This window comes from Xanthomonas sp. SI, assembly GCF_014236855.1.
GTDB lineage: Bacteria > Pseudomonadota > Gammaproteobacteria > Xanthomonadales > Xanthomonadaceae > Xanthomonas_A.
The window spans coordinates 2,631,116-2,653,780 of sequence record NZ_CP051261.1 but is presented as its reverse complement, the minus strand read 5'-3'; the positions used below and the strand labels follow the sequence as shown (position 1 = coordinate 2,653,780).

11 protein-coding genes are annotated in these 22,665 nt (G+C 68.3%); 2 read left to right on the top strand and 9 right to left on the bottom strand.

The window, feature by feature from the left end; genetic code table 11:
- Positions 1 to 21: 21 nt before the first annotated feature.
- The 9 genes from xylB to HEP75_RS10990 all read right to left on the bottom strand — a co-directional run bounded on the left by xylB (position 22) and on the right by HEP75_RS10990 (position 20,556).
- Positions 22 to 1,515, bottom strand: a complete 1,494-nt coding sequence (gene xylB, locus HEP75_RS11030) for a xylulokinase (protein ID WP_185820259.1) — start codon at positions 1,513 to 1,515, stop codon at positions 22 to 24.
- Positions 1,512 to 3,905, bottom strand: coding sequence for a glycoside hydrolase family 95 protein (locus tag HEP75_RS11025; RefSeq protein WP_185823572.1), 2,394 nt, complete (start codon positions 3,903 to 3,905; stop codon positions 1,512 to 1,514). Before HEP75_RS11025 ends, xylB begins: the two co-directional genes overlap by 4 nt.
- A 184-nt stretch (positions 3,906 to 4,089) precedes the next feature.
- Positions 4,090 to 6,981 carry a TIM-barrel domain-containing protein gene (locus HEP75_RS11020; protein WP_185823571.1) on the bottom strand — a complete coding sequence of 964 codons (2,892 nt, stop codon included), beginning with the start codon at positions 6,979 to 6,981 and terminating at the stop codon, positions 4,090 to 4,092.
- Between the two features lie 53 nt (positions 6,982 to 7,034).
- Positions 7,035 to 8,753, bottom strand: a complete 1,719-nt coding sequence (locus HEP75_RS11015; RefSeq protein WP_185823570.1) for a DUF5597 domain-containing protein — start codon at positions 8,751 to 8,753, stop codon at positions 7,035 to 7,037.
- A gap of 17 nt (positions 8,754 to 8,770) precedes the next feature.
- Complete coding sequence (locus HEP75_RS11010; RefSeq protein WP_185823569.1) at positions 8,771 to 10,696, bottom strand: sialate O-acetylesterase; 1,926 nt, start codon at positions 10,694 to 10,696, stop codon at positions 8,771 to 8,773.
- Between the two features lie 120 nt (positions 10,697 to 10,816).
- Entirely contained in the window at positions 10,817 to 13,042 is a 2,226-nt protein-coding gene (locus HEP75_RS11005; RefSeq protein ID WP_185823568.1) for a cellulase, read from the bottom strand.
- A 143-nt stretch (positions 13,043 to 13,185) separates the two neighbouring features.
- Positions 13,186 to 15,918: a TonB-dependent receptor gene (locus HEP75_RS11000; RefSeq protein WP_185823567.1), complete on the bottom strand. Its 2,733-nt coding sequence runs from the start codon at positions 15,916 to 15,918 to the stop codon at positions 13,186 to 13,188.
- 370 nt (positions 15,919 to 16,288) lie between these two features.
- Positions 16,289 to 19,141: a TonB-dependent receptor gene (locus tag HEP75_RS10995; protein WP_185823566.1), complete on the bottom strand. Its 2,853-nt coding sequence runs from the start codon at positions 19,139 to 19,141 to the stop codon at positions 16,289 to 16,291.
- Positions 19,142 to 19,596: 455 nt separating this feature from the next.
- The gene (locus HEP75_RS10990) at positions 19,597 to 20,556 is read right to left on the bottom strand and encodes a LysR substrate-binding domain-containing protein (protein WP_185823565.1); all 960 of its coding nucleotides are present in this window, start codon (positions 20,554 to 20,556) and stop codon (positions 19,597 to 19,599) included.
- Between the two features lie 332 nt (positions 20,557 to 20,888).
- On the opposite strand from HEP75_RS10990, the gene HEP75_RS10985 reads away from it, so the two are divergent.
- Both HEP75_RS10985 and dgoD read left to right on the top strand, forming a co-directional pair.
- On the top strand, positions 20,889 to 21,509 hold the full coding sequence (locus HEP75_RS10985) for a 2-dehydro-3-deoxy-6-phosphogalactonate aldolase (protein ID WP_185813044.1): 621 nt from the start codon (positions 20,889 to 20,891) through the stop codon (positions 21,507 to 21,509).
- Entirely contained in the window at positions 21,506 to 22,657 is a 1,152-nt protein-coding gene (gene dgoD, locus HEP75_RS10980) for a galactonate dehydratase (RefSeq protein ID WP_185813045.1), read from the top strand. Before HEP75_RS10985 ends, dgoD begins: the two co-directional genes overlap by 4 nt.
- Positions 22,658 to 22,665: the final 8 nt, after the last annotated feature.

Genomic DNA, 22,665 nt, shown 5'->3' with positions numbered 1-22,665 from the left:
GTTTGCGGGGGAAAAAGTGGATCAGCCGGCGTAGAGCGGGCCAATGGCATGCAAGTGTTTCAAGAAGGTCTGGTAGTGCGCCTGGTACTGCGCACCGCGTTGCGGATCGGGCTGCGCCGACAGCGTCGCTTCGTCCTGCTGGTGCTGCAGCACCACCTCGGCCAGGCTGGCCTGGTCGCCCTGCGCGTGGCCGTCGGCCCACAGCGCCTGCAGCGCGGCGCCGAACGCGGCCCCCTCGGCCTGCGCCGGCACGTGCACCGGCAAGCCGAACAGGTCGGCGATCAGCTGCCGCCAGCCGGCGCTCTTGCTGCCGCCGCCGGTGACGTAGATCGAGTCGAACGCCAGCCCGGCATCGACGAAGGCGTCGAAGCCGTTGCGCAGGCTGTAGCTGGCGCCTTCCATCGCCGCGCGGTAGAAATGCGCCGGGGTGGTGTTGTGGAGGTCCATGCCGGTCATGCAGCCGCGCGCGGCCGGCAGGTTCGGGGTGCGCTCGCCGTTGAAGAACGGCAGCAACACCAGCCCGCCAGCGCCGGGCGCGGTGGCCTCGAGCAAGGCCTCACCCTGCCCGGTCTTGATCCCGAACAGGCGCGAGATGGTCTCGGTGGCCACGGTGCAGTTCATCGTGCAGATCAGCGGCAGCCAGCCGCCGCTGGACGAGCAGAACGCGGCCCAGCGCGCGGCATCGTCCACCACCGGCCGATCGGCGTACGCGAACAGCGTGCCGGACGTGCCCAGGCTCATCGTCAGCCGCCCGGGCACCACGTTGCCGGTGCCGATCGCGGCCATCATGTTGTCGCCGCCGCCGGTGGCCACGCGCACCTCGCGCGGCAGGCCCAGGGTCTGCGCCGCGGCCGCGGACAGGGCGAAGGTGGTTTCGGTCGGCACCAGCGGCGGCAGCGCCGCGGCCAGGTCGCGCTGCGGATCGATCGCCTGCAGCAGCGGCGCCGACCACTGCCGGGTGCGCACGTCCAGCCAGCCGCTGCCGGAGGCGTCGCCGAACTCGGTGTAGCGCTCGCCGGTGAGCCAGAAATTGACGTAGTCGTGCGGCAGCAGCACCGAGGTCATGCTGGCGTACGCGTCGCTGCGGTGCTTGCGCGTCCACGGCAGCTTGGAGGCGGTGTAGCCGGCCAGGATCGGATTTCCGGCCAGCTCCACGCAGCGCTGTTCGCCGCCGGCGGCCTGCATGATCTCCTCGCACTCCAGTTGGGTGCTGGTGTCGCACCACAGCTTGACCGGCGCGGTGACCTGCCCTTGCGCATCCACCGGCACGAAGCCGTGCTGCTGGCCGGAGACCGAAATCGCGCGCACCTGCGCGCGCTGCTCGGCGCTCAGTGCGGCGAAGCAGGCGACGATGCCGTCGATCCACCATTGCGCCTGCTGCTCGCGGGTGCCGTCGTCGCGGCTGATCAGTTCCAGCGCATGGCCGTGCGTGGCGACCACGCGCCGGCTATCCGCATCGTAGGCGAGCAGCTTGACGCTCTGCGTGCCCACGTCCAGGCCGATGTACAGACTCATTGCCGCACCAGCCGATCGTCGTGCAAACCCAGTTCCATCGTCGCTCCAGGAGAAAGATCGGCGGTCAGGGACTGCCCGCCGTAAACCAAAGTGTAGTGCCCGCCACGCTCGCTGCTCAGTCGCGCATGCTGCAGGCGGCCATCGCGCCAGGCCAGATCCACGCCTGCCGCGCCGCGCACGCGCAGACCGCGCACCTGCCCCTGCGGCCAGGCCTGCGGCAGCGCCGGCAACAGCCAGATGCTGTCGCCCCAACTCTGCAGCAGCATTTCGGTGATGCCCGCGGTGCCGCCGAAGTTGCCGTCGATCTGGAACGGCGGATGCGCGTCGAACAGATTCGGATAGGTGCGCTCGGGCGACAGCAGCATCGCCAGAATACGATGCGCATGCTCGCCGTCGCGCAGCCGCGCCCACAGGTTCAGGCGCCAGCCGAGGCCCCAGCCGGTAGCGCTATCACCGCGGAGCTGCAGCGAGCGCCGGGCGGCGGCGGCCAACTCAGGGGTGTCGCGCAAGTTGATCTGGCTGGACGGATGCAGCGCATACAGATGCGAGACGTGGCGATGGTGGATTTCCGGGGCCTGCATGTCCCAGTCCTGCTGCCACTCCTGCAGTTGCCCCGCGCCGCCGATGCGGTCCGGCGGCAGCTGTGCGCGCAGCGCCGCCAGGCGCTCGCCGAAGGCTGCGTCCACGCCCAGCAAGCGGCCCATTTTGATGCACTGCGCAAAAAGATCGCGCAACAATTGCGCGTCCATCGCCGGGCCGGCGCACAGTGCGGCGCCGAACGGATGCCGGTTCTCCGGCGACATCGATGGGTTGGTCACCAACGCGCCGCTCTGCGGATCGCGCACCAGGGTGGCGACGAAGAACTCGGCCGCGCCTTTGAACAACGGATAGATGCGCTGCAGGTAGGCGCGATCGCGGCCGTAGTCCCAGCGGTCCCACAGTTGTTGCAGCAACCAGACGCCGCCCATCGGCCACAGGCTCCACTTCACGCCGTCGACCGGCCCGGCCTGGCGCCACAGGTCGGTGTTGTTGTGCACCACCCAGCCCGGTGCGCCGTACATCGCCCGCGCAGTGCGGGCGCCGGTTTCTGCCAGATCGAACAGCATGGCTTCCAGCGGTTCCACGCACTCGTGCAGGGCGTTGGCCTCGCTGGGCCAGTAGTTCATCTCGGTATTGATGTTGACCGTGTACTTGCTCTCCCACGGCGGCTGCATCAGGTCGTTCCACACGCCTTGCAGGTTGGCCGGCTGGCTGCCCGGCCGCGAACTGCTGATCAGCAGGTAGCGGCCGTACTGGTGGTAAAGCGCGGCCAGCGCCGGATCGTTGCCGTCGGCGTAGCGGCGTACGCGTTCGTCGGTGGGCAGCTGCGCGGCGGCGCTGCTGCCCAGGTCGATCGCGACCCGGCGGAACATGCGTCGGTGTTCGGCCAGATGCCGCTGCAGCAACTGCGCATAGGGCAGCGCCGCCGCCTTGCGCAGCTGCGCGGCGCTGCGCGCGAGCGGATCGCCACCGACGTCGTCGTAGCGCCGGTAGCTGGTGGCGGCGGTCAGCAGCAGCACCACCTCGTCGGCGTTTTCGATGCGGATCCGCCCGCGCTCGATGCGGGTCTGGCCGCCAGTGGCCTGCGGCAGCACGCGCAACGCGAAGCGCAACCCGCCGTCGATGCCGGCGAAACCGGCGTTGCGCCCGGCGAACAGCAACGTACCCTGCTCTTCGGTGACCTCGCCGGCCTGTGGGCTGTCGATGCCGATGCGCAGCGAGATGCGGCCGGGGTGATCGCAGGACAGACGCACCACGATGCACTGTTCGGTTGGCGAGACGAACACCTCGCGGACATGCGTGGCGTCGCCCGAGACAAAGCGGGTGCTGGTCAGCGCGGTGTCCAGATCGAGTTCGCGCCGATAGCCGTCGATGCCATCGGCACGGTCGTAGTCGAGCAGCACATCGGCCAGCGGCTGGTAAGGCATCTGCTTGCGCGGGCGCGACAGCATCTTCGCATCGGCCAATGCCTCAGCTTCGGCATAGCGACCGGCGAAGATCAACGCGCGTACCTGCGGCAACGCCGCCAACGCCTCCGGCGAGGTGGCATCGTGGGGCTGGCCCGCATACAGCGTGTCTTCGTTCAACTGCAGGCGTTCGTGGGCGATGCCGCCCCACACCATCGCACCGAGCCGGCCGTTGCCGACCGGCAGCGCCTCCACCCATTGCGTGGCCGGACGCGGGTACCACAGCTGCAGCGCGGCCGGTTCGGCGGCGGCTGCCGGTACCGGCGCGCGCGCTGTCTCCACATCGGCATCGGCAGCGAGCGCAGCGCCTGGCACCGCGAGACCGGCGACCAGGCCGCCGCCGATCGCCTTGCACAGCTCGCGGCGGGTCAACGCAATGCGCATCTTGCACTCCCGATCGCCTGCGGCGGACGCACGCGCGGCCACGCGCGGCGAGCACAGGCCGCCCGCCCACACCGGCCCCATAGCGAATCCGGGCGCGAAGCGGCACCGCTCGCGCCGCAAACGCGCCGCAACGCCACCCGCGCCACGGCACCGTTCCCGCCCGGGTTGCCGCGTACCGCGGCCATCACTTCGCCTTGCTGCGCTTGGCACCCTTCGCGGCCTTGCGCGCCACGTTCAAGGGCTTGCCGCTGTATTGCACGCTGGCGTCGGCCTTGGGCTCCAGTGCTCCGGTCTCCTCGCGCACGCCATCGACGAAGCGCACGTTGATGGTGCGCTTGGCCAGCATGCCCGGCCAGCTGCCTTCGCGCGCGCCGATGGTCAGCACGCCCTTGGCCTGGTTCCAGCGCAGCGGAATGCGGCTGAACTCGCCCTTCTCGTAGCCATAGCCCTTGCCGTCGTCCTCGTACAGCGAGAACTGGCCGTCGGCGCCGGTATAGACGACCACGGTCAGCGGCGCGTTCGGCACCTCGTCCACGTATTGCTGCACGGTGGTGGTGGGCACGATGGCACCGGCGCGCACGAACAGCGGCATGCGCTGCAGCGGCGCGGCGGCGTCGATGCTCTGGCCGCCGTCGTAGCGCTTGCCGCTGTTGAAGTCGATCCACGAGGTCCCGGCCGGCAGGTAGACCTGGCGCGAGGTGGCGCCGAAACGGGTCACCGGCGCGACCAGGAAGGACGGTCCGAACAGGTACTCGTCGTTGATGTCGGCGACCTTGGGATCATGCGGGAAGTCCATCGGCAGGCCGCGCATCATCACCCCGTCGTGGTGATAGGTGTCGCCGGCGAGCGTGTAAATGTACGGCAGCAGCGCATACCGCAGGCGGCTGTAGTAGGCCATGCTCGCGTAGTACGGCGTGCCTTCCGGGGCGATGTTCCAGATCTCGCGGAACGGGAACTGGCCGTGCGAGCGGAACAGCGGCACGAACGCGCCGAACTGGAACCAGCGCGTGTTGAGCTCGCGCCATTCGCTCTGGTGCGCCGGGTCCTGGTCCTCGTAACGCTTCTCCACCGCGAAGCCGCCGATGTCGAAGGTCCAGTTCGGCAGGCCGGACATGGAGACGTTGACGCCGGCGGAGATCTGGTCGCGCATGTCGTCCCAGCGCGAGACGATGTCGCCGCTCCACACCGCCACCGCATTGCGCTGGGTGCCGGCATAGCCCTTGCGCGAGAGGATGAACACGCGCTTGCCGTCGGCGGCGCGGTCGCCCTCGTACACACCATGCGTGTGCGGCAACGGGTAGGAATTGAAGAACTCGGTGGACGGGCCCAGCGCGGTCGGCGTGGTGCGCGCCTTGCGCTCGCCGATGTCCAGGTTGGAGTGCACGTCCGGCTCGTCGGCGTCCATCCACCACGCATCGAAGCCCTTGCTGTTGAGCTTGTCGTTGATCTGCCGCCAGTAGATCGCCTGCGCATCGGCCGAATACGGGTCGTAGAACGAGTTCTTGTAGCCCTTGCCGATCCAGTCCAGTTCGCCGACTTCGACGTTGCGCCTGTACATGTGCCCGGCGGCGTCGAGTTCCTTGTAGTTGGCGGTGGTCGGATAGAACTTCGGCCAGATCGAGATCATGATCTGCGCGTGCATGTCGTGCACCGACTTGACCATGCCATCCGGATCGGGGAAGTGGGCCTTGTCGAAGTCGTGCGAACCCCAGGCGTTCTCCGGCCAGTACGACCAGTCGAGCACGATGTTGTCGATCGGCAGCTTGCGCTTGCGGTATTCCGCCAGCGCGGCGACCAGTTCGTCCTGGCTCTTGTAGCGCTCGCGGCTCTGCCAGAAACCGTAGGCCCACTTCGGCAGCAGCACCGCCTTGCCGGTCAGTTCGCGGTAGCCGGCGATGACCTGGTCGGCGTCGGCGCCGGCGACGAAGTAGTAGTCGATCATCTGCCCGGCCTCGGACCACAGCGACAGGTCCTTGGCCTCGGCCGCCGGCAGCGGGTCGCGGTGCAGCAGCGCGATGTAGCTCGGGTCGATCAGGTCCCACTCGACCTTGATCTTGTGGCGCTGGCCCGGCTGCAGCGCCAGGGTGAACTCGTTGTGCCACGGGTTCCAGTTCTGGCGCCAGCGGTCGACCACCAGCTTGCCGTCGACCCACAGCTTGGCGTACTCGCTGGAGTACAGCGAGAAGCTGTGCTCGCCGCCGCTCCTGGCCTCGATCTCGCCTTCCCAGCTGACCTGCATGCGGCTCTTGTCGCTGGGCTTGGCCTTGGCCGGGAACTTGGCCAGGTCCTTGATGTACTGGTAGTTGAGCTCCTTCTCGCGGCGCTCGACCACCTGCTTGCCGTTGACCGAATAGCGCGCAGTCAGCGCACCCGGCTTGCCCTTGGCGTCGTACAGCTTCAGCGAGGCCGGCAGCGGCTGCAGGCCGCGCGGGTCGCCCATGCGGGTGATCGAATTGTTGTCCCACAGGATGCCGTAGTTGCGGCTGGACACCAGGTACGGCACCGCCAGGTCGATATTGCTCTGCAGCAGCTCGACATTGCGGCCCTTCTGGTTCATCCAGCCCTGCTGGTGCTGGCCCAAGCCGTAGAAGGCTTCGTCGTCGGGCGAGGCGAAGCGCTGGCGCGTGCTCAGGTAGGAGGTGCCCTCCACCTTCAGCGGCGCGAAGCTGCGCCCGCCCGCCGCTTCGGCCAGCAGCGGCTTGCCGTCGGCATCGGCGAAACTGACATGGCCATCGACCGTGGACACCTGCGCGGTGACCTTGGCGGTCCTGACCCGCACCGTGTCGCCCTGCTCGTCGAACTGGTAGGCGGTGTCGCCCTGCACCGGCACCCGCATCAGGCTCGGGGTGCGCTTGAAATCGCCATCCGGATCGGCGCTGACGCGGATGATGCCGCTGTCCACCACCTGCAGCCGCACCGGCGCGGCGCCCTTGGCGCTGGGGTGCACGGTGACGCCGTCGGCGTCCTTCTTCACTTCCTGCGCGTGGATGCCGGCGGCGAGCAGCGCCAGCGACAAGGCCAGCAGGCGCGGCAGCGGCTTCATCGCCGGGCGGACGGGACGGTTCGCGTTGTACATGTTCACTCCCTCTGTAGCGGGTGACGGCGCCGCACGCTGGCGGCGCCGAGGTGTCAGTAGGTGGCCAGCGTGATCTTCAGCAATTGCGGCACATCGGAGAAATTGACGCCGTAGTCGGTCTGATCGCCGTTCCAGTTGCGCTGGAACCGCCACTGCGTGTCATCGTAGAAGCCTTCCTCGACCCGGTCGTAGACCATGTTCGCGGTCGCGGCGCTGGCCGGGTGCAGGGTCACCCGCACGTGGTAGCCGGTGACCAGGAATTCGTCCGGGCCCAGTTCGGCGATCAGCGCCGCGCCGGTCGGCTCGGGATTGCCGGGCGGCGTGCCCTTGAACCAGAACTGCGGCACGCCGTAGGTGATGGTCGCGCTCCAGCGTTCGTTGAGGCGCAGCTCCTGCACCGGCTGGCCCGGCTCCTCGGCGGTGCCGTGCAGCTTGCCTTCGGCGGCGGCCTTGGCGAACGGACGCATGCCCATGCCCACCGCCTTGAAGCCCAGCGCGAACGGGGCCATGGTCGGCTCGTCGACCACCTTGGCGCCGAGCGGATAGTTGGAATAGCGGGTGTAGTCCATGCCGAACGTGGACCAGCCGATGCCGTCGTGGCCGAGCGCGGCGTACAGGTAGCGCGCGTATTCGGGCCGGTTGCCGGTCTCGGCCACGAACAGCGCGTTGTCCGGCCGCGCGTAGCGCTCCAGCACCGTGGTGTACGTGCGGTACTCGGGCATGTAGATGTCCGGCGCCAGCAGGTCGATGTGCGGCGCAGCGGCCTTCCACACGTCGAGCACGTTATCGGTGGGGCCGCCGCTGGCGTACTGGCCAGGCTGGCCCGGATTGAACGGACCGCGCAGCGCCGCGTTGACGTACATCGGCAGCGGGTACTCGGCCTTGCCGGCCGCGGCCACCTGGTCGATGAAGTGGCCGATATGCCAGGCGTGGAAGAATTCGTCGGCGTCGGCGCCGAACACCTGCGCCCAGCTGCCCGGCGGCTTGCCCAGTTTCTGCAGCAGCGCCTCGGGCACCGGGCCGTCGAAGGCCTGCTGCGCCAATGGCGAGAAATCGCGCACGCTGCCGTAGGTGCCTGGCTCGTTCTCCGGCTGCACCATCAGCACGGTGCGCTGCGGATCGGCCTGCTTGAGGTGCTTCATGAAGGCGACGAAGGCCTTGCGGTCGGCGTCCAGTGTGGCCGGCGCCAGCGGCGACAGCGAACCCAGCGCCTTGCCGTCGCGGGTGACGACCCGCGGGAAGCGCACGTTGTCGGTCTTGACCCAGTGCGGCGTGTAGGCCGGGCCGTTGTTCTTCCAGGTGCCGAACCACAGCAGCACCAGCCGCACCTTGTGGGCGCGCGCCTGCGCCAGCAGCGTGTCGACGAAGGAGAAATCGAACTTGCCCTCCTCCGGTTCCACCTGCTCCCAGGCGATCGGCACCTGCACGGTGTTGGGGCCGAGGAACTGCATCGCCGGCCACACCTTGTCCAGGGCGGCGGGATAGTTGCTGGAATTGTTGACCTGCGCGCCGAGGATCAGGAACGGCGCGCCATCGACCAGCAGCGCATGCTTGCCGTCCTTGCTGAGCAGTTGCGGGATCGGCGCCGGCGCCACGGCCGCTGCGCCAGCAGGCTGGCCCGCGGCGGGTGTGGCAGCATCCGGCTTGGCCGTCCCGGCATCGATGGGCGCCTGCTCAGGCGCGCACGCGGCCAGGCCGAGCGCGAGCGCCGTGGCCAGCAGCGGACGCCAGCGGCGGCGTGCGGGGAGCGTGCGGGAAGCGAGGGAATGCATGCGGATCGGACTCCGTGTCACCAGGTATCGGTTCGGAAGGGGGAAACGGGCAACTGCTCGCGGTTGACCAGGTTGGCCTCGGCCGGGTTTTCGCTCCAGGCATAGCGCACCGCCTGCGGTTGCGCCACCTCGGCACTCTCGACCACGACCCGATCGCCGTCGATGCGCGCCTGCGCCGGATGGAAACGGCGGTCGGCGCCGGCCACGCTGAAGCCCAGCAACGGGCCGCCGCCGCGTACCGCCAGCGCACTGCCCATCGGATCGAAACGCAGCGCGACCGCATGCCCGCCGAACTCGGCCTGCGCGAACACCGGCGCGCTGTAGACCAGCCGTTCGCCATAGGCCACATGCCGCGCGGCCAGCGCCAGGCGGTGGCCGACGTCCTGCTTGTCGGTCGGATGGATGTCGCCGGGCGTACCGATGTCGATGGTCACCGCCTGCGCGGTCGCTGGCAGCGCCAGGGTCCTGGACTGCGATTCGCGCAGCTGCGCCCACGGGCTCAGGTCGCCCTTGTCGGACCCGGCCTGGAAATTGGCCAGTTGCACCCACAGGAACGGCAACCGCGGCTGTGCGCGCTCCTCGCGCCAGCTGCGGATCAGCGTCGCGAACTGCTCCCGGTAGCGCAGCGCGCCGCCTTCGTGGGCATTGCTCTCGCCCTGATACCAGATCACGCCCTTGAGCGGGAACGGCTGCAGCGGATGGATCATGCGGTTGTACAGCAGGGTCGGTTGCTGGTTCCTGCCATCGTCCAGGGTCACGCTCACCTTGGCCGGGCGGAATTTCCATTCCCGCAACGGGCGCTTGGTGCCGTCGCCGAGTTGCACGAAGCGTTCGCTGTCGTCGCCGTGCAGGCCGCCACCGCCGCTGAGGTCGGTCACCTGCACCGCGATGCGGTTGACGCCGGCCGTCAGCGCGGCCGCGGGCACGCGGTACACGCGCGGCAGGTTCCAGCGCTGTTCGGTATGTCCGACCGGCTGGCCGTTGACGTAGGTGACGTCCGAGTCGTCGACCTGGCCGATCCCCAGGGCGATGCCGGCCTTGGCTTCCTCCGCGCTGAGGGTGAAGGCGGTGCGGTACCAGGCGATGCCGTCCATGCCGTCGTAGCCGCTGGCCTCCCAGTTGCGATCGACCGCGATCCGGTCCCAGTCGCTGTCGTCCAGGTCGGCGTCGCGCCATTGCTCGGCGCCATCGGCCACCGCCGGCCAGCGCGCGATGCGCTGCCGCACCGCAGCCAGGGTCTGCGCGTCCTTGGCCTGCAGCGCGGCGATGCTGTGTTCGGTCTGCGCGGCATCCATGCCCAGCGCCGCGGCATCCATCCATGCCTCGATCGCGCTGCCGCCCCAACTGCTGTCGATGATGCCGATCGGCACCCCGGTGCTCCTGCGCAACTCGCGCGCGAAGAAATAGCCCACCGCGGAAAACGCGCCGGCATCCTGCGGTGTGGCGGCTTTCCACTCGCCACCGGCCAGTTGCCGCTGCGGCTGCGGCGACCACGACTTGGGTACCTTGAAATGGCGCAACTGCGGATCGTTCGCCGCGGCCACCTCGCGCGCACCGTCGCGTGCCTGCGCCAGCGGCCACTCCATGTTGGACTGGCCGCTGGCCAGCCACACGTCGCCGACCAGCACGTCGCCGATCCGGCGTTGCGCGCCGTCGCCCTGCACCTCCAAGGCATACGGTCCACCGGCCGCATGCGCCGGCAGCTGCGCCTGCCAGCGCCCGTCCGCGGCGGCGACGGCGGTCGCCGCGGCGCCGTCCAGACGCACCTGGATGCGCGCGCCCGGCGTGGCCCAGCCCCACACGCGCATCGGCACATCGCGTTGCAGCACCGCGCCATCGGCGAACAGCAACGGCAGCTGCAACTCCGCCCAGGCCGATGCGGGCAACGCCGCCAGTGCCACTACGGCCAGCCATCGCAGACAACGGGTCGGGCGTGCGTTCATCGGATCGATCCTGGGTTGTTGGGTGCGGCCGGCGTCGGTGCGCACGGCGAGACAGACCATGGCACAGCGCCGCCTGCGCGTGCCGGCGCAAGGACGCGGACGCTGCGTTGGCCGCAAGGATTACGGTGCATCGCCATAGAAAATGCCTCGACCGCCGGTGGCGAAGTAGACGCGGCCGACCACGCGCGGATCGCCGGTGACGGCGTAGGGGCGGCCGAAACGGTGCGCGTCGTCGTCGATCCGCTGCCAGTGCCTGCCCTCGTCTTCGGAACGGAACAGCCCGCCGACGCCGTCCACGCTGCCGGCGAGGAACAGCATCGGCGCGGCGCCATCGCGCGGCGCCCGGCCCAGGCCCAGCGACCGCGCCTCGTCCACCTTCGACAGCACGGTCAGACGGCCGTCCTGCCAGCGCATCACGCCGTGGCTGGGACTGGCCAGGTAGACCACGCCGGCACGCGCCGGATCCGGGCGCAACTGCGGGCGGGTGCGCTCGGCAGCGGACGGCGCGCCGACCTCGACGCCGCTGTCGCGGAACCGGCGGCCGCCGTCCTCGCTGAGAGAAAAACGGCCGCCGGCCGCATCCACCGCGTACCAGCGTTGCGGATCGACCCGGTCGGCCTCGATCAGCAGGCTGCCTGAGGAGCCTTCCACACGCTGCCACTGCTGGCCCCAGTCGTCGCTGGCCCAGGCGCTGCCGCCGTTGCGCGGCGACCAGATCACGCGACTGCCGTCGGCGTTGATCGCGATATGCCCGGCGCCCTCGCCCACCGGCGGCTCGCTGGCGAATGCCGTCCAACTGGCGCCGCCATCGCGCGACCATGCCGCGCGCACCTCGCCGTCGCGCCGCTCGCGCAGTGTGCCGCTGCGCACCACCAGCTGCGGCGCCTGGCCGGCGGCATCGATGCTCTCGCCGTTGGTCAGCCGCGGCCCGGCGAACTGCGACTGCGCGCGGTCCAGGCGATCGTGGCGGAAGCCATCGATGTCGCCGAGCGCGCTGAGCAAGTGCGCGCCCTGCGCCGGGCTGAGCAGGTCCAGCGGCACCGTTTCCTCCAGCCCGGCGTCGGCGAACCACCACTGCACCACGCCATCGGCGGCATCGAACGCGCGCAGGTTGCGCGAGGCCCAGATGCCGTAGCCGGTGACGAACAGCGCGCGGTCGCTGTCGAACGGATCGATCGCCAGCGACGCCATCCAGTGCGGACGGGCCTGCGCGGTCCACGGCGCCGCGTCGTGCGCGAAGCGCGAGCGCGGGAACAGCGGCGCCCAGCTGCGCCCGCCATCGGTGCTGCGGTAGATGTCGTCGCCCGGCTGGTAGCGGCGGAACGTGCTGGCGATCAGCGTGTCCGGCTGGCGCGGGTCCACCGCCACCGCGCCCCAACCGAAGCCCGGCCCGCTGCGAGGTTGCGGCACCGGAGTGATGTCGGTCCAGCGTGCCGCGGCCGGTTCGTACTTCCAGACCGCGCCGTCGGCCATCAGGTCCGGACCCGGTTGATCGCCGTAGCTGAGGTAGTAGATGCCTGCGCTGGAACGCACCATGTGGCTGGGACGCAACCCGGTCGGCTGCCCCGGCAGCGGCCGCCAGCTGCGCCCGCCATCCGCGGACTCGAACAGGCTCTGTTCCGGCGTGGACACGCCGACGTAGATCCGTTGCGAAGCGCCACCGCCGGCGGCGCTGGCCGGGTCGAACAGCACGAAGGCGATGCCCACCTGCTGGCGGTGTCCGGCATGGTTCACCGCGCTGGCCGACGGCCCGGTGGCCACCGCCGGAAAGGAATTTACCCGCTGCCAATGCGCGCCGCGGTCGGCGCTGCGCCACAGGCCGGCATTGCGCGAACCGAGCAGCAATACGCTGCCGTCGTTGGGGTCGACCGCGAGCCGTTCGCCGTTGCCGCGGCCCAGTTCGTTGCCGCCCAGCTTGAACGGCAGATCGGTGCGCACGAAGCTGCGCCCCTGGTCGTGCGAACGCAGGATCGCGGCGTTGCCGGCGCGCGGGTGCAGATAGGTACCCGCGGCCAGGTACAGCGCCTGCGGATCGTGCGGGTCGATCGCGAACGCATCGATGCCCATCAGGTTCTGGTCGTCCGGCCCGAGCCAGTCGGTCAAGGCGACCCAGTGCGCGGACGCGGCGTCCCAGCGGTAGGCGCCGCCGACGTCGGTGCGCGCATACAGCAGGCCCTGCTGCGCCGGATGGAACAGCAGGCCGCTGACGAAACCGCCGCCGCCGATGGCGACGCTGCGGAACTGGTAAGGCAGCGATGGCGCCGCGAACGCCGGAACCGCGCTGCACAGCAAAGCCAGCAGCAGCACCCGCCAGGCCAAACGCAGCCGCCCGGCACGCTGCGACATGCCAGGCACTGCGTCGAATCCCAGCAAGCGATGTTGCCGCATCGTGCGCCCTACTCCGATTACAACCGACGGCCACGCCATCGGCAGGAAAGCCCCCGCTCCGGCCACGCAACGCGGGCAGGAGCGGATCGACTGCGCCGCGCTCAGAAGCTGGCGCGCAGGGTCAGGCCGTAACGGCGGTCGTTGATCACGAAGTCGCGGTAACGCGATTCCACGCCCAGGTAGCTCTCGTTGCGGGTATCCAGCAGATTGACCCCATCCACCGACACCGACCACACGTCGTCGATGTTGTAGCGCACCGACGCGTCCAGCTGACCGAAGCCCTTGTTGTACACCGGCAGATTGCCGGTGCCGTTGCCGGCCGTGGTCACCAGCCAGTCGCTGCGCCAGTTGTAGGCCACGCGCGCCTGGAAGCGCGACATCTCGTAGCTGAGGATCAGGTTGTAGCTGTTCTTGGACAAGCCCTGCAACGGCACCGTCAGCGCCTGGCCGTTGGTGTCGGTGGCGGTCGGGCTCGGCGCCTCGCTGTCCACGTAGGTGTAGTTGGCCTGCAGGCCGAAGCCGCTCAGCCAGCCCGGCAGGAAATCGAAGAACTGGGTATAGCCCAGCTCCGCGCCCTTGATCCTGCCGTCCTTGCCGTTGACCGGGCGGGTGATCTCCCAGGTCTGGCCGCCATAGACTTCCTCGAACACGGCATCGGCGATGAAGCCGTCGACCTTCTTGTAGAACACCGTGCCGTACATCATAGAACCCTTGCCGAAGTACCACTCCAGCGCGGTGTCGAACTGGTCGGCCTTCATCGGCCGCAGGTCGGGATTGCCGGCCGAGCCGGTGCGGCGGGTGGTGCCGTCGCTGCCGGTGGCGGTGCCCAGGCTCAGGTTCGGGTTGAGTTGGTTGAGGTCGGGGCGCGAGATGCCGCGCGAGGCGGCGAAGCGCCACTGCAGCGTGTCGGTGAGCATCCACCGCAGATTCAGGCTCGGCAACACGTCGGTGTAGGTCTGCTGCACGTCCACCGGCAGCAGGCCGCCGCCCTCGGCATCGGTGCCGGTGCGCACGCCCTGCGAATCGACCTTGGTGCGCACGATGCGCAGGCCGATGTTGCCGTCGAACGGGATCGCGCCGCTGTCCACGCCGAAGCGCAGCACGCCGTAGGCGGCGTAGGTCTTCTCGCCCTGGCCGTTGATGTTGTTAGGCGCGAAGCTCAGCGGCGAGGCGCCGAACACCTTCAACGCTTCCGCGTAGTTGTCGACCAGCGTGTCGGACGGGGTCAGCCTGGGACCGAAGGTCTGCGAATCGCCGCGGAAGAAATCGGTGATCGGATTCTGCATCACCTGCGCCTCCGGGTATTGCGAGAACGGCGCGCCCAGGTACATGTAGCGCCACACGTTGCCCTTGTTCTGCGCATCGCGGTCGGTATAGCGCACGCCGGCCTTGAAGCTGCGCGCGAAACTGTCGTCGAACGCCAGGTCCATGTCGCTGCGCCAGGCGAACTCGGTTGCCTTGTTGTCGTCCTTGTTGTCCAGATGGAACTTCCAGCCGCTGTAGTTGGCCTGGTCGGCCAGGTAGCCCGGGTTGCCGGCGGCATCGGTCACCGACAGGCGCGGCAGGTCGCCGCGGAAGTCGATGGTGTACAGCGGCGTGGTGTCCATGCCGGTGCCGAGGATGTAGCGCGTGCCCTTGGTGGTGGCATCGATGTACTGGAAATCGGTGCTCAGGGTCAGGTTCGGCGACACCGTCCACTTGGCGCCCAGCGCGTAGTCGGTGGTCACCGAATGGCGCTCGGTCAGGCTGGTATTGGAATCGGCCGGGGTGTTCTGGAACGTGCCGCTGACGAATTCGTTACGGTCGTTGACCACGATGTCGTCGTAGCCCTGCATCGGGTTCTGCCCGCTGTAGGCGAAGAACGAATAGTCGTGCCAGCGGAAATCGTAGTCCGAGCGCAGCACCTGCGCGGTGACCTCGACGTCGTCGTTCGGCCGCCACTGCAGCGCGAACGCGCCGGTCTTGCGCTTGCGCTCGCCGACCGTGGTGTTGGTGCCGGCGCCATGCGGCACCGAGATGCCCTGGCCTTCGTAGCCCGGCAGATCGGTCTGCGTGTACCACGGCTCGATGGAGATGGTGTCCTGGCGGAACGGGCTGGTCTGCTGCGAGTAGTTCACCAGCAGGCCGATCTCGCCGATGCCGGTCTGCCAGCGGTCGCTGTACATGCCGGAGAACGCCGGCTTGCTGTCGTCGGCCAGGTCGTAGTGGTTGTACTGCACGCTGCCGGCGATCTTGCGCGCGTCGTAGTCGAACGGCAGGCGCGTGCGCAGGTCGACGGTGCCGCCCAGGCCGCCTTCGATCATGTCCGCGGACGGATTCTTGTAGACGTTGACGCCAGCCAGCAGTTCCGCCGACACGTCTTCGAAGCTCAGGCCACGGCCGTCGTTGGCGGTGAAGATGTCGCGGCCGTTGAGCTCGGTGCGGACCTGGGTCAGGCCGCGAATCGCGATGCTGCTGCCCTCGCCGTAGTTGCGCGCGATCTGCACGCCGGAGATGCGCTGCAGCGCCTCGGCGACGTTGTTGTCGGGCAGCTTGCCGATGTCCTCGGCCACGATCGAGTCGACGATCTGCTCGGAATTCTGCTTGACCAGCTGCGCCTTGGTCACGCTGCTGCGGGTGCCGCTGACCTGCACCGTATCCAGTTGGGTGGTGGCAGCGTCGGCCTGCGCAGGCGCGGCCTGCTCGGCCTGCTGGGCCTGCGCGGCGGACGCGGCGACCAGCGCAGCGACGGCCAGGGCAATGGCGGAACGGCGCACGCCGCAGCCGGAAATCGAACGGGTAGCACGGGGCGCCACGGTCCGCGCAGGCGGACAATGGTGATGGGGCGCTGACATGGTGTTTCCCTCCCAGGACACAATGTGCAAACGATCTGGCGATCGCGCCAAGGGCAACGTCGCCGCTTCTAGTTGTCCGGCCGCACCGGTCGAAATGGAGTGCTGGCCGCAAGTCCGGACGCGCACGGGATGATCGCGACGCGCACGCGATCGAAAGCGATCACGACTCGGAGGTGAGAATAGGTCGCAGTCGCCCACGCCAACCAATGAAATATTTACAGTTAGCTATACTTTTTTTACATACGAAACACGTGCACAACCATGAATAGCGGCGCACCTGCAAGGCAGCGCCGGTTTCGGCGCGGCGGCACGAAAAAGCCCGCATGCGCGGGGCGCATGCGGGCCAGGAAAACGCCTTGGCGGATGCCGCTTACCAGTTGCCGCGCAGCACCAGCGAGTAGCGGCGGTCGTTGACGAACCAGCTGCGCGTGTACAGGTGGTTGTCGACCTCGCCGTCGGCATAGGAGGTCGGCCCCATCAACACCTTGGTCACGGTATTGGTCAGGTTGTTGGCCTGGACACCGAGCTGCAGGTGCGGGGTGAAGCGATAGAACACCGAAGCGTCGAGCTGGCCGTAGTCGTCCGACCAGGTCGGCAGCTTGGTCGACACGTCGCTGGCGGTCAGCAGGTAGCGCGAACGCCAGTTGTAGGCCAGGCGCACCGACAACGGTCCCTTCTCGTAGATGCCGGCGAGGTTGTAGCTGCGCCGCGACAGGCCTTCCAGCGGCAGGCTCACCCCAGTGACGGTGGTCTGGGTGTAGGGATCGGTCGCGGAATTGACGCCGCCGCTGCTGTCCACGAAGGTGAAGTTGGCATTGACGCCGAAGCCGCTCAGCCAGCCCGGCAGCGAGTCGAAGAACTGCGTGTAGCCGTATTCGAAACCGCGGATGCGGCCCTTGGACATGTTGAACGGCCGCGTCACCAGCCAATCCTGGCCGCCGTAGGTCTCGGTGGTGGTTTGGGTGGAGATGTAGTCCTTGACGCTCTTGTAGAACAGGGTCAGGTACATCATGTCGCTGGTGTCGAAATACCATTCCAGCGCGGTGTCGTACTGATTGGCCTTCATCGGCTTGAGGTTCGGATTGCCCGCGGTGCCGGTCCACTTGGACACAGTGCCGTCGTCCTCGGTGGTCGCCGCCAGCAACAGATACGGCTGCAGCTGGGTGTAGTCCGGACGCGACATCGCCTTGGACGCGGCGATGCGCCATTGCAGCGCATCGGAGAACTTGAAGCGCATGTTGAAGCTCGGCAGCACGTTGGTGTAGCTGCCCTGCGCGTTGTTGGGGAAGTACTGCCCGGTGTACTGCGCCTTGAGCGCGTCCGACCCCGCGGTGGCCGACAGGTCAGGGAACTGGCCGTAGCCGGTAGCCTCGGTCTTGGTCTGCACGATGCGCACGCCGACGTTACCGTCCACCGGCACGCCCAGTGCGTCGTCGTTGCCGAAGTACAGCACCGCATAGGCCGCCTGGGTACGCTCGAACTGACGGTTGGTGTCCTGCAACTGGTACTGGTCCGGCGCCCAGCCCCAGCCGCGCAGCGCCACCAGCTGCTGGATCAGCTTGGAGGTGCCGGCATAGTCCTTGACCGCGGCGTTGCTGGGGAAGTACAGGCTGTTGGGCACGTTGACCTTGCCGCGGAACAGGTTCGAATACGAATACAGCTCCGAGGACTCCGGCGAATAGCTGGCCAGGTCGGCCAGGCCGGTCCCGTTGGCGGTACCGGGAATCATCGCCCAGTTGTCGCTGATCACGCCCCAGTTGTAACCGGAGTTCTTGTTGGTCTGGGTGCGGTCGGTGGCGCGGATACCGGCGCGGAAGGTGCGCAGCCACGGATTGTCGTCGTAGGTGTATTCCAGGTCGAAGCGCGTGGCCAGTTCGCGGCCGCGGTTCTTCGCCAGGTGGTCCATCGCCGCGCTCCAGAAATAGTTGGAGGGGTTGGACGTGTAGCTGGTATCGGCGATCGACACCGCCGGGTACTTGTTGCTCAGGTCGAAGTTCAGGCCCGGCAGGTAGATCGAACTGAACACGGTGAAGTCCAGCGAATCGCTTTCCGACTGCACCAGCTGCATGTCGCCGCGCACGGTCAGGTTGCTGGTGAGCTTGTGGCTGAAGCCGCCGGACAGGTCGGAGGTGGTGGTGCTCTGCTGCGCGTAGCGGTTGTCGGTGTAGAAGCGCACGCCATCGTTGCCGGTGACGTTGCCGCGCCAGGAACTGGACACCGGCGAGCCGCTGACGAAACGGCCGTCGGCGTCGTAGGTGAAGGTGGTGCCGGGGGCGGGACTGATCGCGTTGGTGTCGTCGTTGAAGAACGCCGCGCGCTCCTGCCAGTTCATGTCGTAGGTGGAACGCATGTACTGCACGTAGATTTCGGTGTCGTCGCTGGGCCGCCACTGGAACGCCCCTGCGACGCCCTTGCGCTTGCGCTCGAAGTCCAGCTGCCGCCAGTTGACGCCGCCGGGCACGTAGACCTTGTCGAAATCGGTGCCGGCCAGCAACGCCGGATCGGTGCGGCGCACGAACGGCTCCACCTGGATGCCGTCGCTGCGGGTGGCCAGTTCCGAATAGGCCACGTCCAGCATCAAGCCCATTTCGCCGACACCGGTGTTCCAGCGATCGCTGAACAGCAACGAGCCGGACGGCTTGTAGGTCTTGCTGAAGTCGCCGTAGTTCTCGTCGGCGGTGAAGCCGATCACCCGGCCGGGCTGGTCGAACGGCATGCGCGTGCGCAGGTTGACCGTGCCGCCGAGGCCGCCTTCGATGATCTCGGCCGACGGGTTCTTGTACACGTCCACGCCGGCCATCAGTTCGGCCGGCACGTCCTCGAAGCTGAGTCCGCGGCCACTGGCGGCGCTGAAGCTGTCGCGGCCGTTGAGCTCGCCGCGCACCTGAGTCATGCCGCGGATCATCACGCCACTGCCTTCGGCGGAGAAATGGTCGGGATCGTTGCGTGCCATGAAATGGTCGATGGTCACGCCGCTGACCCGTTGCAGGGTCTCGGTGACGCTGCGGTCGGGCAGCGCGCCGATGTCCTCGGCACTGACCGAGTCGACGATCTGCTCGGCATCGTGCTTGATCGCCTGCGACTTGATCAGGCTGGCACGCACGCCCTTGACCTCGATCGCGTCGAGCTGGGTCACCGGATCGGCGCTCTTCTTCTTGCTGCTGTCCGCGGCGTCCTGTGCCATCGCCTGCGCGCTGAGCAACAGGCCGATGCTCAGCGCCATGGCCGAGCGACGCAAAAGACAGGTATGACGAACCGCTGCGGTCGGCGAGGCCGGACCACGGTAGTGACGCGATGACATGATGTTTCCCTCCCAGGACACATGCACACACGGATGACGGTCGCGCGTACGCGCCGCCTTGCTGGTTGTGACGGCGGCAAGCCAATGGCTCGCTGCCGTATCGCTAGGCGTGGCGGGCGTCGCAATGAGCGGCGCGCCGCGACAGCGGTCACGATCGACTGAGCCTAGAAGTGAATTTCGCGTTAAGCAAATGAAAAATTCACGCCAAGCTATATTTTTTTCGACTAGCTGGATGGCATTTAGAAAGGTCGAACCAGCAGACCTTGAGTCGAACGTAACCACGCTCCGCACCGCATGCCGACAGTCGCCGACCCACGGCACACCTTCCGCCCGATCGCCCGCCCGGCATCAGAAGCTGGCGCCTCCGCGGTCTCCGCTCAGCCCGGCGCGCGCTCCGGATACAGGCGCTTGGCCGCGTTGCGCAGCGCCAGCAGGACGCGTTCGGCGCCGGGCGGCAGCATGTAGTCGCGGCGGCGGATGATGCCGAACGACTCCATCCGCACCCCCAGCGCGATCGGCAGCACGGTCAGCAGCTTGGCCTGCACGTACGGCGCCACCGCGTCGGCCGGCAGCGCCGCCAGCAGGTCGCTGCCGCGCAACAGGCTGGTCATCACCGGCAACGACGAGGTCTCGATGACGTTCTGCGGGGGCAGCACGCCGTGCTCCATGAACATCGCGTCCAGCCGCGCGCGCAGCACGCTGTCCACCGGTGGCAGCACCCAGCCGTAGCGCGCCAGATCGGCATGGCGCAGGTCGGTGCGCGCCGACAGCGGATGCCCGGCGCGCGCCACCACCGAATGCGGTTCGTCGGCCAGCGGCTCGAACTCCAGCTCGTCGCCGCCGTACGGGCCGAGGATGCGGCCGATGACGATGTCGAGCTGGCCGTCCAGCAGCTTGGCCACCAGCGGCCGGCTGTAGTCCATCTCCACCCGTACCAGGATGCCGGGGAACTCGCGCTTGACCTCGGCGATCGCCTGCGGCACCAGGTTGGTGCCCGGATTGACCACGGTGCCGATCGAGACCTGGCCCATGCGCCCCTCGCGCAGCGCCGCGATCTCCTCCTGCGCGCGGCCGATCTCCGACATCGCCGAACGCGCGCGGCGGATCAGCACCTGCCCGTACCAGGTCGGCTCCACCCCGCGCGCATGCCGCTCGAACAGCTTGACCCCGAGCAGATCCTCCATTTCCGCCAACAGCTTGGACGCCGCCGGCTGGGTCATGCTCGCCGCCTCGGCCGCGCGCAGCACCGAGCGGTGCTCGTGCAACTGCAGCAGCAGCAACAGATGCCGGGTCTTGAGGCGGGCGGCGTTGAACCAGGGATTGACGGCAGCGGTCATAAACGGAAAGCGTCCTGAGCGAGAAGATGCGTATTCACCACCGGAATAGCATATGTCTAAAATTTCATTTGCCGAGCATATCTTCGCGCGCGCAGGCTATCGGCCAGTCGCGACTTCGGCCGCGACGCCGTCCCACCGCCACACCCGCCTCGTGAAGGCGCCGGCGCACCGCGCCAGCGTCGATGAGCAGGACGATCCGCCAGCGCACCGGTCGATGGCGTCCGCCCGTTCGTCGCCAACGGGACGGTCGCTCACCTGCGCGCCACTGCGGCCGCGCGATGACGACGTCGCAGTGGACGCCTTTCGCTCCACGCACGTTGCCAGGTAAGCCGATGTCCGCCGTCTCCCCGTTCCAGTTTCCCCTGATCGCGATCCTGCGCGGCCTCACCCCCGACGACGCGCTGGACCATGTCGGCGCGCTGGCCGAGGCCGGTTACGACGCGATCGAGATCCCGCTCAACTCGCCGCGCTGGGCCGACAGCATTGGCGCGGCGGTGCAGGCGTTCGGCCAGCGCTGCTGGATCGGCGGCGGCACCGTGCTGAAGATCGCCGACGTCGACACCCTCGCAGATCTCGGCGCGCGCTTCATCGTCACCCCGAACACGCGGCCGCCGGTGATCCGCCATGCGGTCGCGCGCGGCCTGCAGGTGGTGGCCGGCTTCGCCACCGCCAGCGAAGCCTTCGACGCGCTCGACGCCGGCGCGCAGATGCTCAAGCTGTTCCCGGCCGCCACCTACGGCCCCGGCCACCTGCGCGCGTTGCGCGCGGTGCTGCCGCCGACGGTGCCGCTGTTCGTGGTCGGCGGAGTCAACACCGACACGCTGCGCGACTACCTGGCCGCCGGCGCGATCGGCGCCGGCATCGGCGGCGAACTGTACCGGCCCGGGCAGGCGCTGGCGCAGACCCAGGCGCAGGCTGCCGCCTTCCGCCAAGCCTACTTGGACCACGCATGAAGATCGTTCGCCTCACCACCTATCACGCCGCGCCGCGCTGGCTGTTCCTGAAGATCGAAACCGACGAAGGCATCACCGGCTGGGGCGAACCGGTGATCGAAGGCCGCGCGCGCAGCGTCGACGCCGCGGTGCATGAACTGAGCGGCTATCTGATCGGCAAGGATCCGTCGCGGATCAACGACATTTGGCAGCTGCTGTACCGCAGCGGCTTCTACCGCGGCGGCCCGATCCTGATGAGCGCCATCGCCGGCATCGACCAGGCACTGTGGGACATCAAGGGCAAGGCGCTGGGCGTGCCGGTGTACGAACTGCTCGGCGGGCTGGTGCGCGACCGCATGAAGACCTATCGCTGGGTCGGCGGCGACCGCCCGTCGGCGACCATCGCGCAGATCCAGGGCTACCGCGAGCTGGGCTTCGACACCTTCAAGTTCAACGGCACCGAGGAAATGAAGCTGATCGACGGGCCGCGCGCGGTGGATGCGGCGGTGGCCAAGGTCGCGCAGATCCGCGAGGCGTTCGGCACCAGCATCGACTTCGGCATCGATTTCCACGGCCGCGTCGCCGCGCCGATGGCGCGCGTGCTGCTGCGCGAACTGGAGCCGTTCAAGCCGTTGTTCGTCGAGGAACCGGTGCTGCCGGAACTGGCCGAATACTATCCGCGCCTGGCCGCGTCCACGCCGATCCCGCTCGCGGCCGGCGAACGCATGTTCTCGCGCTTCGACTTCAAGCCGGTGCTGCAGGCCGGCGGCCTGTCGCTGCTGCAGCCGGACCTGTCGCATGCCGGCGGCATCACCGAATGCCTGAAGATCGCCAGCATGGCCGACGCCTACGACGTCGGCCTGGCGCCGCACTGCCCGCTCGGCCCGGTCGCGCTGGCGGCCTGCCTGCAGGTCGATTTCGTCTCGCACAACGCGGTGCTGCAGGAACAGAGCATCGGCATCCACTACAACGAAGGCGCCGACCTGCTCGACTACGTGATCAACAAGGAAGACTTCGCCTGCGACGACAGCGGTAGCATCGCCGCATTGCCCAAGCCCGGCCTGGGCGTGGAAATCGACGAGGAGCGCCTGCGCCATGCCAACGAAAATCCGCCCGACTGGCACAATCCGGTCTGGCGCCACGCCGACGGCAGCATCGCCGAATGGTGAGTGAGTCC

Bases quoted from the DNA above. Each gene is read 5' to 3' on its own strand.
- xylB (WP_185820259.1), bottom strand. From the start codon at position 1,515: ATGAGTCTGTACATCGGCCTGGACGTGGGCACGCAGAGCGTCAAGCTG.
- HEP75_RS11025 (WP_185823572.1), bottom strand. From the start codon at position 3,905: ATGCGCATTGCGTTGACCCGCCGCGAGCTGTGCAAGGCGATCGGCGGC.
- HEP75_RS11020 (WP_185823571.1), bottom strand. From the start codon at position 6,981: ATGTACAACGCGAACCGTCCCGTCCGCCCGGCGATGAAGCCGCTGCCG.
- HEP75_RS11015 (WP_185823570.1), bottom strand. From the start codon at position 8,753: ATGCATTCCCTCGCTTCCCGCACGCTCCCCGCACGCCGCCGCTGGCGT.
- HEP75_RS11010 (WP_185823569.1), bottom strand. From the start codon at position 10,696: ATGAACGCACGCCCGACCCGTTGTCTGCGATGGCTGGCCGTAGTGGCA.
- HEP75_RS11005 (WP_185823568.1), bottom strand. From the start codon at position 13,042: ATGTCGCAGCGTGCCGGGCGGCTGCGTTTGGCCTGGCGGGTGCTGCTG.
- HEP75_RS11000 (WP_185823567.1), bottom strand. From the start codon at position 15,918: ATGTCAGCGCCCCATCACCATTGTCCGCCTGCGCGGACCGTGGCGCCC.
- HEP75_RS10995 (WP_185823566.1), bottom strand. From the start codon at position 19,141: ATGGCGCTGAGCATCGGCCTGTTGCTCAGCGCGCAGGCGATGGCACAG.
- HEP75_RS10990 (WP_185823565.1), bottom strand. From the start codon at position 20,556: ATGACCGCTGCCGTCAATCCCTGGTTCAACGCCGCCCGCCTCAAGACC.
- HEP75_RS10985 (WP_185813044.1), top strand. From the start codon at position 20,889: ATGTCCGCCGTCTCCCCGTTCCAGTTTCCCCTGATCGCGATCCTGCGC.
- dgoD (WP_185813045.1), top strand. From the start codon at position 21,506: ATGAAGATCGTTCGCCTCACCACCTATCACGCCGCGCCGCGCTGGCTG.